We start from the raw sequence: 14,451 nt of genomic DNA on the forward strand, positions 1-14,451 counted from the left end.
ACGTTATGGAAAGCGTGCCACCGATCTGGAAGGCAGCATGGTGGTTACCGATCCGCAGACCGGTGAAGTGCTGAGTATTATTGGCGGAAAAAGTACTCGTTATGAGGGTTTTAACCGCGCGTTGGATTCAGTAAGGCCGATCGGCTCACTGGTTAAGCCGGCCGTTTATCTGACCGCGCTTGAAAATGGATATACGCTGGTATCGCCGATACAGGATGAGCCCATATCGGTAAAAATGCCGAATGGGCAAACCTGGACGCCACAAAATTTTGGTAAAACGGCTCATGGCACAGTGCCTTTACATCAGGCATTAGCCAACTCCTATAACTTATCCACAGCTAATCTCGGCATGGCCTTAGGGGTTAAGAGCGTCATAAAAACATTACAAAAATTAGGTGTCAGTCGTGAAATGGATGCCTATCCATCTCTGCTGTTGGGGGCTCAGGGGCTACCTGCAGTAGAAGTGGCCACTATGTACCAGACGATAGCTGCCAATGGCTTCCAGATGCCGCTACGGGCTATTCGTATGGTGACAGATAACCAAGGCGCTGAACTATCCCGTTATCCGTTTCAGGTGAAGCAAGCGGTCTCTGGAGAAAGTATTCACTTATTACAATACGCGATGCAGGAAGTTGCGCGCGAAGGTACAGCCCGTTATGTCTATTCGCAACTACCGTCTAATCTCAACATTGCGGGTAAAACAGGTACCTCAAACGATCAGCGCGACAGCTGGTTTGCCGGCTTTACCGGTAGCCGTTTAGCCGTTGTCTGGTTGGGGCGTGATGATAACAGCCCGTTGCCGTTCACTGGTTCAGGTGGAGCCTTAAGAGTATGGACAGAATTTATGAAAGCCGAGAAATCGGAACCTTTTCAAGCGCCTGTTCCGGAAGGGGTGGAATACCTCTGGGTGGATAAGGAAACCGGTTATTTGTCGGATGAACGTTGTCAGGGCGCGATCCCTGTACCTTTCTTAAATGGCAGTAAACCCCAGTATCGAGTTGATTGTGGGGTTGAACCTGTTCAAAATAACGAACCAAATCCACTTAACTGGTTTCGGGGTTGGTTCAGACAGGAGTAGTAATGAATTTTACAACACAGATTAAATGGATCGCTTTGAGCGCCTTGGTTACATTGGCGGGCTGTTCGACTCAAGGCATATATAACACACCGATTGAGGATCGCTCAACGACGCGTTCTCAGCAGGAAAGCAACGGTATCGCAACACCTGTGGATATCACCACCGGTGTGACAGTGACGCCTGTGGCTCCGACGCCTGTGTTTCGTACACAGCGAGGGGATACGGCAGTAGGGCCCTCGACCTCGGTGCCCGTTGCACCTAAAGTGGTTTTACAGTCACAGCCCAACTCTGCCGTGGTTGCTTTGCTGGAAACCGCACGTCAGCAAACCAACAGTGGTGAATTACGCTCCGCACAAACCAGCTTGCAACGTGCCCAGCGAATCTCTCCTAAAGACCCGGAAGTTTACTACTCGCTGGCCGATACCCACCGTCGTTTAGGTGAGTTTCTGCAGGCAGAACAGGTCGCCTTAAAAGGCGTAGCGATTGCGCAAGGACAGAACAGCAAGTTGCGCCGTTTATGGCAGCTGATCGCCTCAATCCGCACCGATGCCGGTGATCTTGAAGGCGCAGACAAAGCTTCTGGTGTTGCAAGGCGTTATTAGTAAGATGTGAAAATGGCTATGTTTTGTAATCTGGCTATTTGAGAAAGGCCATTGAATGTGAATTCAATGGCCTTTTTGGGCGCCAGTCAAGGCTCGGCCGTTATCGTTCAGGATGAAAGTTATGTGCTTCATCAACCTTTTCAAGCCGCCTGATAGCGCAGGAGGTTGTTTTATCAGGAACCCAGTCTCGGCGTTACCTATTTCGACTACCAGAATGTCTGTACTCGCTTCTTTGACCTAGTTTTCCGCTGTCAGTCAGAGGCGTTCTGGGTTTTCCCGTAGGGTTCTCGAGCTAGTTAATACCTAGCTTATGGAAAAATACTTTATTGCGCATGTCTGCGTCTTTTAACAATTTGTCCCAACTTAGCACTTCAATATATAAGTTGAGGCTAGCGTGCCATTTGAAGTAGCCTTTGCGGTCAGGCATTGGAGTGAAATCATGTTCTTCTTCTAACCAAGTTCTTACTTTTTTATCAAAATCGCAGACTACGTAACCATAAAAAGGCGTGTTGTTTTCGATATTGATTTCACGGCCTTCAGGTGTTTCAAAGTCACCGCTTTTGATTTTTCGTATATAACGAATAATTTGTTTTACGGGGTCATCTTTAGATGATGCGTTAGCAAAGTCATTACGTTTTGGCTTTTTGAACTCAAATACCATGACTGGGTTGCTCGCTTCGTTTTCGCCCCTGAATACCACTCGCTTGTCATAAGCTAGTAAGTCAGGTCTATCAGATAAATGATCTTCAAGTGGCAAGTCTGATGATAGATACTCAGTGAAATTCAATCGTTCATCGATAAGCCATAAATTGTGCTCTCGAAAAGGTGTTTTAATTGAATCACCTTTACGAGGAAATATGATGTCATGCACAACACCTTCAGATGAAAATTTTCCGTCATCATTTGCTTCTAAGCTTTTTTTGAAGATGTCGATTACGCTACGTCTTAAGGCAACATAATGTGCAAGGTCATTTTTATTAGATTCAGAGATGCGACCTAATATGTCAGTGGCTTTATCATGTAAGGATCCGCTGTCTTCTGATGCAAGCATTGCCTTTACATCTTTTTTTAATTCGTCTTCAACGTTGAATTTAGCTTTCTGAAAGGTTAATTCTATTTGTTCTTCTGATGGGTTCATCGGTAGGTTTGATAGATCGATGGTTTCTAGCATTTGAGTGTGCCATGGCGCTTCCTCACTGATGTAATCAACAACAAGCCTTTGTTTTTTGCTTGTTCGTTCATTAACTTCTTCGCTAACAACCTCCTGTGCAGTTTTTACAGATTGTTCTTCAATTTGAGATTGTGAAATACCGTATTGCAGATCATTGTCCTTATGAAAGTCAAAGTTGCCACGCTCTAGTGACACGTGTTCGTCAAGGAAGGATGAGAAAACATATACTTTTAATATGAAGTTACGAGTGGCACCTGATGGAGTAATTTCACTAAACTCTTCTGCAAACTCAGGGATGTAATTTTGAATTTGAGTAGAAGTAACCGTTCGCTTATGAGCAACTAAATTAACTTGGCTTTTTTGCTGTTTAGGCGAATAAAACTTAAATACACGAGCGCTAAAAGCTTGTTGTTCACCATTGTTTTCAGTGAGTTCAAATTCTTGATTAAAAGTAGGTAGTTCTATGATTGAATCTCTACCTTCCTTTTTTAAGAATTCATTTAAGGTAATTACGTTGCCGTCTAATTCGTCTTTAAGCTCAACAATAGGGCATTGGTAGCCATCAGTACAAAAGTAAGGGAGTAGTTTTTCAAACAATGTACGTGCGATGGTTGTGTGTTTTCTATCGCCAAATTTTGAGGCTTTTTTTGATTTTAATTCTGCTGTTGTGCCCGAACGCTCAAATTCAGTGGGGGTAACCTTTTCGTTTTCTATAATGTCGTTCTTTTTTCCCATTTTAAATGAGCGGTTGAACTTGGTATCACCAGAGATGTAATTGCTTGAAATAACTAAATCGTCAAAATATTTTAAACAAGTAAAACGGCCAAACCCTTTGCCGCCAATATCGATTTTATGAGCAGAATATAAAGTATCAAATGACTCTCTATTTTTGTCGGTAAAGCCAATGCCATTATCTTTTACAGTAAAGCCAGTAACTTCGGGTAGGCCGCTAGATTCTAGTTGTATTTGAGGCGCGCGCTTGATGAGCACCTCGACCCTTCCATTTTCTGCATTACCCATTTCAATGGCTTGAATGGCATTAACAACCAGTTCAACTAACGGAGTATAAACATTAACTCCAGATTTGATATTTTCGACTGCTCGCCGAATATTTACATTACTCATAATACATCCTTATACTTCTCGATACCCTAGCACAATTACTAATCTGTGGGATTTATTCGTATCCTCACTATGCTTAACTAAGCAGCACGAAATCCTATTGGCTTGCCTTTAGAACTCCTGCTTTTGATGCAATGAGATAATTTCTCTCGTCGCTAAGGCTAACGGCACAAAGCTGATTGCCAGCAAGCCATTGCTGAGCGCTGCATTCTGATACGCGGGCAGCAGAGACAGTGTCCCGTATACAGCAATCGATAAGCTTGCGAATGCAGCGCCGACTAATCCTGGCAGACGTATGTTTGCCTGGGTGTAGCGAACAAAGGCGAGCAGCAATGCTGCGGATGAGAACCCGGCGAGTATGATGGCGTACTGTTGACCGACTTCGGCTCTACGCGCTAATTCAAACAGCGCAATCAGTACCAATACCCAGCGCCCCCAGCCCACGCGTGACCAAAACTTGTTAAAGCTGGTGGCCAGTAAGAGTGAGCTAATCAGCGGAATCGCTAAATAGTCTTTCATGTTGCTGAGGAGGCGTTGCAGGGTTTGTGAGTCTGGGTTTTGTTGGTTGATGAGCAGTTGCCCGGCGGCGGCGGCTATTATAAATAAGACGGATAATAACAGTAGCAGCACCAGTGTTTTGTTATTGTCGGTCAGCGTTTCTGGTTGGCGAAACAACTGGGCTGCGTAAAAAACGCAGCTCAGTATGAGTGCCAGATTAGCGATAACGTCCATTATTTATGCTTTTTCTGCAAACGTATCAAACACGCGTCCAGCGGCAGCTATCGTGCGATCCAGATCTTCTTCAGAGATAGCCGCTGACATAAAGCCGGTTTCGTATGCCGATGGCGCAAGGTAAACGCCTTCCTTCAGCATGCCTTGGAAGAACTGCCCGAAGCGCTCGGTATCGCAGGCGGTTGCTTGTGCAAAACTGCTGATTTCAGGCTGATCCGTAAAGAATATACCAAACATGCCACCGACGGCGGTGGTGGTGAATGGAATACCTTTGGCGAGGGCGACGGCTTTAAGACCTTCTGTCAGGTATTCTGTTTTGGCAGCAAGGCCCTCATGAATACCCGGTGTGGATGTGAGCGCATTCAGCATGGCTAAACCGGCATTCATCGACAAAGGGTTACCAGAAAGCGTACCCGCCTGATAAACCGGCCCTAAAGGTGCGATATGTTCCATGATCTCCCGCTTACCACCAAAGGCGCCTACTGGTAGCCCGCCGCCAATGACTTTGCCGAGTGTGGTCAGGTCGGGTTTGATGCCGTAATGGGCTTGAGCACCGCCCAGTGCGACACGAAAGCCGGTCATCACTTCATCAAAGATCAGTACGCTGCCGTATTCGTCACAGATTTCACGTAAGCCTTCGAGGAAGCCTTCTTTGGGTGGAATGCAGTTCATGTTGCCGGCAACCGGTTCAACAATGATGCAGGCAATCTCGTTACCTACTTCTGCAAACGCCTGACGTACATTGTCGATGTCGTTGAATGTCAGAGTGATGGTATGTTCTGCAATTGAGGCAGGTACACCCGGCGAGTTTGGTTCGCCCAGTGTTAACGCACCCGAACCTGCTTTTACCAGCAGTGAGTCAGAATGGCCGTGATAGCAGCCCTCGAACTTGACGATTTTGTCGCGACCCGTATAACCACGCGCCAGGCGAATGGCGCTCATGGTGGCTTCTGTGCCTGAACTGACCATGCGGATCATCTCAATAGAAGGCATCATTTCACAGACTTTATCGGCCATCTGTGTTTCGATCTCTGTTGGCGCGCCAAAACCTAAACCGTTATCTAATACACTGCGAACAGCATTGATAACATCAGGGAAGGCATGGCCCAGAATCATCGGGCCCCATGAGCCGACATAATCGATATATTGATTATCATCTTCATCAAAAAGATAAGCGCCTTGCCCTTTTTTGAAAAATACAGGCGTACCACCCACACCTTTAAAGGCGCGAACCGGTGAATTTACACCGCCAGGGATGTGAGTTTGGGCTGCTTTAAAAAGATCTTCTGAACGTGACATGCTGATGAACCTTCTTTATTCATTCCAGTTGAAAGCCAGGGCAAACGCCTCAGCTTGCTGTGTGATTGATTCTGCGGCAAAGAGTGAGTGCACGACGGCAATCATGTCGGCCCCTGCAGTAATTGTCTGGCTGGCATTATCCACAGTAATCCCCCCGATCGCCACTATTGGGCAAGAGAGTATTGATTTGGCTTCGGTTAACAGCGACAGCGGTGCTGGTTTTGCATCAGGTTTGGTTTTAGACGGGTAAAAAGCACCAAAAGCGACGTAGTCTGCGCAGGCCAGGGCTGCCTTGGTTGCCAGTGATAGCTGATCGTGACAGGTCACTCCAATGATAGCGCTACGTCCCAATGCTTGCCGTGCTTCTTCTATAGGCGAATCTTTTTGTCCTATATGTACGCCATGCGCGCCACATTGCTGAGCCAGTTGCACATCGTCATTGATCAGAAAGGTACGCTGATGCTTGCGGCAGAGTTCGTTCAGTAAACATGCCTGCCGATAGCGCTTTTCGGTCTCTGAGGTTTTATCCCGGTATTGAATCACCCGGGCACCGCCGAGGATGGCGGCGTGTACCTGTGAAAGTAATGTCTGATCATCAGGCATCAGAATGTTATCTGTGATGGCATACAGGCCGTATAGTCGATTCATAGTGTCTGCTTGTGTGTGTAGTAATATTCAATCTGTGCTCGCGTCAGTATGCCCATGATCTCGCCTTGGTTGCTGGTAACGCAGAGATTGTTGATATGCTGTTCATTCATTTTTTGCAAAGCTTCGTACAATGTCGCTCTGAAGCTGAGTGTAACAATATCGAATCGCTCGGCCGGGATTTCCAGGAGGTTAATCGGTTCAGGTTTTTCATCACGAGCAAGATAGCTCTGCAGATCATTGGGTAGCATCAGGGACTTGGCTGTTTGCTCTGGTTCTTGTAAGAGAATCCAGTGAGGCTTTCCTGCTAACAGTGCTTCAGCAGAAGCAAGGTTAATCAGATGATCTGTTGTAATGAAGCTGCGATCCATCAGGCTCGCTACTGCCGCGCGAGATAATGCCTGAGCGATCGGTTCCTGCCGATAATCAAGGCCCTGGGCCTGTAAAGAAGAAAGGAAAATAGAGGGTAAGTTGAAAAAATAACGAACCGTCAGGTTGCTGATAACAACAGCGATCATTCCTGGGAAAATGATATTCGGGTTGCCGGTAAGCTCTAGTAGCGCCACCAATGCAGCGAGTGGGGCATTCAGCACCGCGCCCATCATTGCGCCCATGCCTAACATGGCATACAGGCCAATATGTGAAACAGACATATCGCTGAACCAACCGCCAATGATGCCAAAGATGCTTCCTATAATGGCACCTATAAACAGGGTAGGGCCGATAAGACCCGCGGGAATACCTAAACCCAGAATGAATGGGGTGATTAGCAGTTTAGCCAATAACAACCCGAGTAATAGTTGAAGCTCTAACCGTCCCCAGAGCGCTTCTGAAATAGTATCGTAGCCTACACCCATTATTTGTGGGTAGACGATGGCTGCCGCGCCGGTTAATACGCCCGCCAGCAGAAAGCGCACACCAACCGGCCATTTAGCGAGTTTGTAGGCCTGTAGCATGGTGTGATTGAAAGCGGCGGCACATAACCCAACCACCACACCCAGCAACATCACCCAGGGGATCTCTGCCAGGGTGCCAATCTTAAATAACGGGACATCGAAAGCGTTGTTATGCCCCAGAATGCCGCGCATTACCAAATCGGCTGATACGGCGGCGACAATAACCGGTGTAAAACCGATCAGGGTATATTCCAGCAGTATCACTTCCATGGCGAAAATCACGCCTGCCAGCGGTGTGTTAAAGGCAGCAGAAATGGCTGCTGCAGCGCCACATCCGATCAATAAGCGTAAAGAGTTATTCGGTAAGCGGAGTTGCTGTCCTAGCAGACTGCTACAGGCAGCACCGAGAAAAATGGCGGGACCTTCACGGCCAACCGAATGACCACTGACTAACGCGACAGTGGCTGAGACAAACTGCAGTACCAGGCTTTTTCCGGGAATACTGCCTTGATAATAGGACAGGCGCTCAAAGAGGTTGACCATGCCGACCTGTTTGGCCGCCGCTGGCCACAGGTAAAAAATCAGTATCAGCACAACACTGCCAATAACCGGCCAGATGAAGTGTTCCAGCGAGGACAGGCTTTCAAAGTCATCAGGGTGCCCTAACCAAAACGTTAGCGGTAACTCAACCGCGAGACGAAATAGAACCATCAACAGTCCGGTCATTATGCCTGATAGCAGCCCCAGAATGACAAGTTGAGGCAGTGCATCATAGTGTGCCAGTCGTTCGCGGAAATATTGCAGTGATAGGTGGTGTTTTTGCATTCAGTAATTTTAACCAACGGCTGATAGTTTTTACGGTTCCTGATCGGTATTATAAGTTACCAGTTTTTACAGCCCGATGAGAGGTTAAAGTGATTAATGTAGGTATCGTAGGTGGAACAGGGTATACCGGTGTAGAGCTTTTGAGACTACTGGCCAATCATCCTGATGTGGACGTCAAAGTGATCACTTCACGTTCGGAAGAAGGTATACATGTGGCTGACATGTTCCCAAACCTGCGTGGGCATTATGATTTACGCTTTAGCGTGCCGGATGTAGACGCACTATCGGCCTGTGATGTGGTGTTTTTTGCTACGCCTCATGGTGTGGCTATGAGTATGGCGCCCGAGTTAGTAGAGCGCGGCGTGCGGATTATTGATTTGGGTGCTGACTTCCGGATTAAAGATGTGGAGCTTTGGACCCAATGGTACAAGCTTGAGCATACCTGCCCTGATCTGGTCGAAATGGCGGTATACGGTTTGCCGGAAGTGAATCGCGAACAGATCAAAGATGCGCAGCTGATCGCATGCCCGGGTTGCTATCCTACCGCTACGCAGTTGGGCTTTTTACCGCTGTTGGAAAACAAACTGATTGATCACCGTCGTCTGATTGCGGACTGTAAATCAGGTGTCAGCGGTGCTGGCCGTGGCGCTAGCGTTGGCGCACTCATGTGTGAGACCAGTGAAAGCATGAAAGCTTATGGTGTTGCCGGACATCGTCATTTACCAGAAATCCGTCAGGGGCTATCTAATGCTGCTCAGCGTCCTGTCGGGTTAACTTTTGTGCCGCACCTTACGCCGATGATCCGTGGTATCCATTCAACGCTTTATGCAACCTTGAAAGATCCGAAGGACGGTTTGCAGGCGCTGTTTGAAGAACGTTACAAAGATGAGCCATTTGTTGATGTTATGCCTGCCGGTAGTCATCCTGAAACACGCAGTGTAAAAGGAGCAAATACCTGCCGGATAAGTGTGTTCCGGCCTCAGAATGATGACACTGTGGTGGTGTTATCTGTTATCGATAATCTGGTGAAGGGCGCGGCAGGGCAGGCGATTCAGAACATGAATATTATGTTCGGTTTGAAAGAAACCTCAGGTTTATCATTTGTCGGCCTGATGCCTTGATACTTGACTAAAACACTTGGTTAATTGAGAATAGGCACATTAGGTCTAATGATACAGAGAGTGATATGACAGAATCAGTGGCATCAAGTGCGGCAATGGTCTTTACAGATGCAGCTGCTGCAAAAGTGAAAAGTCTTATTGAAGAAGATCAGAACGAAAATCTTAAATTGCGTGTATTCATTACAGGCGGTGGATGTTCTGGTTTTTCGTATGGCTTTACTTTTGATGAGGAAACGGCGGATGACGATACCCAAATTGAAAATCAGGGTGTTGTCATGGTGGTAGATCCGATGAGCTTGCAGTACCTGGAAGGCTCAATTGTTGATTATCAAGAGGGGCTGCAAGGCTCCCAGTTTAAGATTGAGAATCCCAATGCAACGACCACTTGTGGTTGTGGCTCTTCTTTTTCTATCTGATTTCTGTTTGCCAGAGTATTAGGCACAGCAGCTCGCTGTGCTTAATTACTCGCTGCTTACGCCTGGTAAATCCCCCCCAATATTCTTTCATGCGCAGCACCCGTTACGCTCGGTAAATTGCCAGTAAGCTGGTTTAACGTCTGGTGTGCGAGCCAGGCAAAAGCAGAGGCTTCTACCCAGTCTGGATGCAGCCCTAGTTCTTCTGTTGTAGCGATGTGGACAGCATTGGTCAGTTCGTGCAGGCGTTGTACCAAGGCGCTGTTATGCACTCCACCGCCGCAAATATAGAGTTCTGGGTCTGCTAAGCGCTGCGCATTAAAGGCATCGGCAATTGTGCGGGCAGTCAGTTCCAGTAGCGTCGCCTGGACATCAGCCGCCACTACCTGCAATTTATTTTCTTGAATAACCTGCTTTATCCAGTCAATGTGAAACTGCTCCCGGCCTGTGCTTTTGGGCGCGGCTTCGGAAAAGAAGGGCAGGTTTAATAGGTGCTTCAATAATTCCTGATTTACGGCCCCGGTGCGTGCCCAGTCTCCGTCCTTATCGAACGAGGCACCAGAATGCTCGTGTATCCAGGCGTCTGATAAAATATTGCCCGGGCCGGTGTCAAAGCCGGTCACCAACGATGAGGGGTTTGCTGGCAGTACTGTGATATTGGCCATCCCGCCAATATTGAGGATCACGCGATTGGTTTTAACAGAGCGAAACATCTTGTTATGAAAGGCCGGAACGAGTGGTGCTCCCTGGCCTCCATTGGCTAGATCGCGCCTTCTGAAATCGGCAATAGTCGTAAAGCCTGTCTGTTCGGCTATCGTGTTTGGGTCACCGATTTGTAGTGTGAATCCAGCTTCAGGGCGATGGCGAATAGTTTGCCCATGACAACCAACAGCAGCAATCGCCGTTAGATCGATATCGGCATTGCGAATTAGCTGTTTAACGGCATCGGCGAAGAGTTTTCCGAGAGCATTATCTACCCGGCCCATTAGCTCAATTTCATTATTGCCCGGTTGTGTCAGCATTAGTATCTGTTGGCGCAGGTCATCAGGCAGCTTTACGCAGTCGGCCGCCAGAAAAGAAAACTGATCATTTATGCGGATAGCTGCGACATCAATGCCATCCAGGCTGGTGCCGGACATTACACCAATATAGATGTCAGGCGTCATATTTGCTTAATTCGCACGGGCATATTGTGTCGTTGCATACGTTTTAAGCTGTGTCTGCATCTGAAGCGCTACTTGTTGGAAAGCAGCAAGTTCTTTTTTTGGTACGGGCGATGCCTGAGGGAATTTTACGGTCATCGGGTTTTTGTGTGTGCCATTAACACGGAATTCGTAGTGCAGATGCGGGCCAGACGCGAGTCCTGATTGACCAACGTAGCCAATAACCTGTCCTTGTTTAACACGGCTACCTTGTTCTAGTTTTGTGTTGTATTTGGACATGTGTGCGTACAGCGTAGTGATATTGCTGCCATGTTGAATAATAATGGCACGACCATAGCCGCCTTTAGTGCCTTTCCAAATTACTTTACCGTCGCCCGATGCTTTAATCGGTGTACCTGTTGATGCGGCATAATCTACGCCTTTGTGAGCGCGTATTCTGTTAAGCACCGGGTGTTTGCGTTTCAAATTAAAGCTGGAGCTGATTCGCGCAAAATCAACAGGCATACGTAAGAAGGCTTTACGCATACTGTGGCCATCAGGCGTATAGTAACTGCTGCTTCCATCTGAGTCGGTATATCGAATGGCCGTAAAGCTTTCCCCGTCATTGATAAACTGAGCCGCAACAATATGGCCATCCTTGATCTTTTTTCCGTCCAGAAACTGCTCGTTATATATAACCTTGAAGCGATCACCTTTGCGGATGTCTTGTGAGAAATCAACATCCCAGCCAAACATAGAAGCAAATCGCATAATCATGTTGTTTGATAAGCCAGCCCGTTCTGCATCAGCGAATAAAGAGTCTTCGATAATGCCTTCAACATAACGCTCGCGTGTTTCCGGTGTACGTTCAATGGTTTTAACGACGTATTCATTATTAATCGACGCGATGAGAATTGTTTTTAACGGGCTAACTGCATATTTGAGCTTTTTAAGGGCGGCGCCCTCAATAAGAAAGGAGAGTGATTCTCCAGGGTAGAGCCGATTCAGCTCTTTGCCTTCAAGCGTTGCCTGGCTAATATTGTAAACATCACGGGCATCCAGGCCGGCACGTTTGAAGAGTGAAGTCAGGTTGTCATTTTTTTGAACAGAGTAGGACACCCAATTCTCATCAGGAGCTTGGGCTGGTGTTGGTGTTGTCGTTGTTGTTGAAGTTTCATTGTGTCCGGATGACGGGGCAGGCGCCAGAGCCGCTTGCGGCAGATTTAGTGTCAGCTCATTGCTTATTCTTTCGGCGGTTTGGTCTGCATTGGCTAAATTCGCCACGTTTTTTGCTGAGTCAGCGATAGAGGTGCTTGCTTTAGTGGCGGAGACTTCTTCAGAGGGCAAAAAAAGTAAGGTCGTACCTAAAATGACACCGGCAATACTTACTGCAACTAAGTGAACGGTTGGGAAACGGTGTTTAATTTTGGGTAAAAAAGTTGGCATGCCCGGTACCTGCAATCATCGTAATGATAAATAATAAAGATAAAACAATCATGTACGACACTTCATTAGAGAAGTATCGGCGAAAAAGTTGGAATATTGACAGCTGAAATTGAAATTTGTTCAAAACTCTCGCTATGGGTAGAATATCGCATTCATTAATTTATTCGAAATATTTTTTACAGGTAATGATCCGAGATGAGCGAGTTAACACTGTTACAGGATTTTAAAGCACGGGGCTTAGTGGCTCAGATGACCAGCGAAGAGGAGCTTGAAAATCACCTTAATGAAAACAGTGTAACACTTTATTGCGGTTTTGATCCGACCGCCGACAGTCTTCATATCGGCAGTTTGGTGCCTCTGTTAACATTAAAGCGGTTTCAGCAATACGGGCATAAACCACTGGCATTGGTGGGTGGTGCAACGGGCTTGATTGGTGATCCTAGTTTTAAAGCTCAGGAGCGGAAGCTTAATGATGATGAAACCGTCGCTGGTTGGGTAGAAAAGATAAAGGCTCAGGTCAGTGCATTTGTTGATTTTGATTGTGGAGAAAACAGTGCGGTCGTTGTGAATAATCTGGACTGGACACGCGACCTGGATGTGCTGACTTTTTTGCGGGATGTGGGTAAGCACTTTTCTGTCAATCAAATGATCGCAAAAGAATCAGTGAAACAGCGGATCGATCGGGAAGGTGATGGGATTTCGTATACCGAATTTACCTATATGATCTTACAGTCATTTGATTTTCAGCAATTGAATAAAAGTCATGACTGTACATTGCAGATTGGTGGATCCGATCAATGGGGTAACATTACCGGCGGTACTGAGCTAACGCGCCGAATGAACGGTAATAGAGCGTATGGCCTTACCTTGCCATTGGTTACAAAGTCCGACGGCACTAAGTTTGGTAAAACAGAAACAGGGACCATTTGGTTATCTGCAGACAGAACCTCGCCTTATGCTTTCTATCAATTCTGGCTGCAGGTCGCCGATGCCGATGCGTACCGGTTTCTTAAATACTTCACATTTTTAGATGTTGCTGATATCGATCAGATCGAAGCGGATGACAAAGCGCGCCAGGGTCGACCAGAGGCGCAAGCGATACTAGCGCGTGAAGTGACCAAGCTGGTGCATGGAGATGAAGGGTTAGTGGCTGCGCAGCGTATTACAGAGGCGTTGTTTAGTGGTAATTTGAACGATCTGAGCGAAGGCGATTTTGTGCAATTGAAGCAAGATGGTTTGCCTTCGTCAGCACTCGATCCTGAGGTGTTGGCAGGTGGTTTGCTGACGTCTTTGTTATCCGAAGCAGATATGGGGAATGGTAAGCAGGTAAAAGATGCTTTGCAGCGAAGTGCTGTTACCGTTAATGGCGTTGTTATAGGTTTAGAGCATAATAACAAGGGAGTAGACGTTTTTAGTCCCTCTGCCAGTATTCACCAGAAGTACTTCCTGGTTAAGCTGGGTAAGAAAAAGCATCATCTATTCTATTTGTAAGTAGAAAGCTTATTGGCTGATATTTCAGATTAAGTAGTTCATGTGATTAATCAAAGGCGCCCGAGTGGCGCCTTTGTTGTTTTTAGTGTCTTTTTCTAATAATTTTCACTTTTTTAAGGTATGGCTGTTGACTCCTTTCGGGGAGTCTGTAGAATGCGCACCTCTTCCCAAGGAGGCTGCCAAAAAGCAGCATTGAGAGGGGAGGATGCTGGTAGATAACGCCTTGATAATTAACATTATTTAAGCATTATCTGCGGGTAGTTGGAGTCGGGATTTGCAGCCGGAAGATGTTGAAAAAAGGTGCAAAATAAAGATTGACTTCAGCGGGGCGTTCGGTAGAATATGCGCCTCACTTGAACGACACGTTCAAGCGCTCTTTAACAGATTGGTCAGATAATTCGTGTGGGCGCTTGTCAGGACGAAGCTACAAAAGCTTTATCAGGATAAGCAACCTAGCGAACAGATTGA

General features: G+C 46.8%; 12 protein-coding genes. 5 read left to right on the forward strand and 7 right to left on the reverse strand.

Annotation, left to right across the window (positions count from 1 at the left end; genetic code table 11):
* Positions 1–1,078, forward strand: a 1,078-nt coding sequence (locus ABY436_RS15335) for a penicillin-binding transpeptidase domain-containing protein (RefSeq protein WP_372739812.1), incomplete at its 5' end; no start/stop codon positions are given.
* 2 nt (positions 1,079–1,080) lie between these two features.
* A complete protein-coding gene (locus ABY436_RS15340; protein ID WP_372739813.1) occupies positions 1,081–1,680 on the forward strand; it encodes a tetratricopeptide repeat protein in 600 nt (199 codons plus the stop codon).
* Positions 1,681–1,972: 292 nt separating this feature from the next.
* On the opposite strand, the gene ABY436_RS15345 is transcribed toward ABY436_RS15340, so the two are convergent.
* From ABY436_RS15345 to ABY436_RS15365, 5 genes are all read right to left on the reverse strand, one after another.
* Positions 1,973–3,976: an ATP-binding protein gene (locus tag ABY436_RS15345; RefSeq protein WP_372739814.1), complete on the reverse strand. Its 2,004-nt coding sequence runs from the start codon at positions 3,974–3,976 to the stop codon at positions 1,973–1,975.
* 108 nt (positions 3,977–4,084) lie between these two features.
* A complete protein-coding gene (locus ABY436_RS15350; protein ID WP_372739815.1) occupies positions 4,085–4,705 on the reverse strand; it encodes a hypothetical protein in 621 nt (206 codons plus the stop codon).
* Positions 4,706–4,708: 3 nt separating this feature from the next.
* Positions 4,709–6,004 carry a glutamate-1-semialdehyde 2,1-aminomutase gene (gene hemL, locus ABY436_RS15355; RefSeq protein ID WP_372739816.1) on the reverse strand — a complete coding sequence of 432 codons (1,296 nt, stop codon included), beginning with the start codon at positions 6,002–6,004 and terminating at the stop codon, positions 4,709–4,711.
* 15 nt (positions 6,005–6,019) lie between these two features.
* On the reverse strand, positions 6,020–6,652 hold the full coding sequence (gene thiE / locus ABY436_RS15360; protein WP_372739817.1) for a thiamine phosphate synthase: 633 nt from the start codon (positions 6,650–6,652) through the stop codon (positions 6,020–6,022).
* A complete protein-coding gene (locus ABY436_RS15365) occupies positions 6,649–8,370 on the reverse strand; it encodes a chloride channel protein (protein WP_372739818.1) in 1,722 nt (573 codons plus the stop codon). The genes thiE and ABY436_RS15365 overlap by 4 nt, the downstream gene beginning before the upstream one ends.
* A gap of 89 nt (positions 8,371–8,459) precedes the next feature.
* On the opposite strand from ABY436_RS15365, the gene argC reads away from it, so the two are divergent.
* Complete coding sequence (gene argC / locus ABY436_RS15370) at positions 8,460–9,491, forward strand: N-acetyl-gamma-glutamyl-phosphate reductase (RefSeq protein WP_372739819.1); 1,032 nt, start codon at positions 8,460–8,462, stop codon at positions 9,489–9,491.
* A gap of 65 nt (positions 9,492–9,556) precedes the next feature.
* Positions 9,557–9,907: an iron-sulfur cluster insertion protein ErpA gene (gene erpA, locus ABY436_RS15375; protein ID WP_372739820.1), complete on the forward strand. Its 351-nt coding sequence runs from the start codon at positions 9,557–9,559 to the stop codon at positions 9,905–9,907.
* A gap of 56 nt (positions 9,908–9,963) precedes the next feature.
* Here the strand turns inward: erpA and ABY436_RS15380 are convergent, their stop codons facing one another.
* Positions 9,964–11,070, reverse strand: coding sequence for an anhydro-N-acetylmuramic acid kinase (locus tag ABY436_RS15380; protein WP_372739821.1), 1,107 nt, complete (start codon positions 11,068–11,070; stop codon positions 9,964–9,966).
* A gap of 6 nt (positions 11,071–11,076) precedes the next feature.
* Positions 11,077–12,492 carry an OapA family protein gene (locus ABY436_RS15385; protein ID WP_372739822.1) on the reverse strand — a complete coding sequence of 472 codons (1,416 nt, stop codon included), beginning with the start codon at positions 12,490–12,492 and terminating at the stop codon, positions 11,077–11,079.
* Between the two features lie 195 nt (positions 12,493–12,687).
* On the opposite strand from ABY436_RS15385, the gene tyrS reads away from it, so the two are divergent.
* Positions 12,688–13,983, forward strand: a complete 1,296-nt coding sequence (gene tyrS, locus ABY436_RS15390; RefSeq protein WP_372739823.1) for a tyrosine--tRNA ligase — start codon at positions 12,688–12,690, stop codon at positions 13,981–13,983.
* Positions 13,984–14,451 lie beyond the last annotated feature (468 nt).

Origin of the sequence: Neptunomonas sp. (genome assembly GCF_041601355.1) — a bacterium.
Lineage (GTDB): Bacteria > Pseudomonadota > Gammaproteobacteria > Pseudomonadales > Balneatricaceae > Neptunomonas.

Excerpts from the sequence above, each read along its gene's own strand:
- ABY436_RS15340 (WP_372739813.1), top strand. The coding sequence starts at position 1,081 with ATGAATTTTACAACACAGATTAAATGGATCGCTTTGAGCGCCTTGGTT.
- ABY436_RS15345 (WP_372739814.1), bottom strand. The coding sequence starts at position 3,976 with ATGAGTAATGTAAATATTCGGCGAGCAGTCGAAAATATCAAATCTGGA.
- ABY436_RS15350 (WP_372739815.1), bottom strand. The coding sequence starts at position 4,705 with ATGGACGTTATCGCTAATCTGGCACTCATACTGAGCTGCGTTTTTTAC.
- hemL (WP_372739816.1), bottom strand. The coding sequence starts at position 6,004 with ATGTCACGTTCAGAAGATCTTTTTAAAGCAGCCCAAACTCACATCCCT.
- thiE (WP_372739817.1), bottom strand. The coding sequence starts at position 6,652 with ATGAATCGACTATACGGCCTGTATGCCATCACAGATAACATTCTGATG.
- ABY436_RS15365 (WP_372739818.1), bottom strand. The coding sequence starts at position 8,370 with ATGCAAAAACACCACCTATCACTGCAATATTTCCGCGAACGACTGGCA.
- erpA (WP_372739820.1), top strand. The coding sequence starts at position 9,557 with ATGACAGAATCAGTGGCATCAAGTGCGGCAATGGTCTTTACAGATGCA.
- ABY436_RS15380 (WP_372739821.1), bottom strand. The coding sequence starts at position 11,070 with ATGACGCCTGACATCTATATTGGTGTAATGTCCGGCACCAGCCTGGAT.
- ABY436_RS15385 (WP_372739822.1), bottom strand. The coding sequence starts at position 12,492 with ATGCCAACTTTTTTACCCAAAATTAAACACCGTTTCCCAACCGTTCAC.
- tyrS (WP_372739823.1), top strand. The coding sequence starts at position 12,688 with ATGAGCGAGTTAACACTGTTACAGGATTTTAAAGCACGGGGCTTAGTG.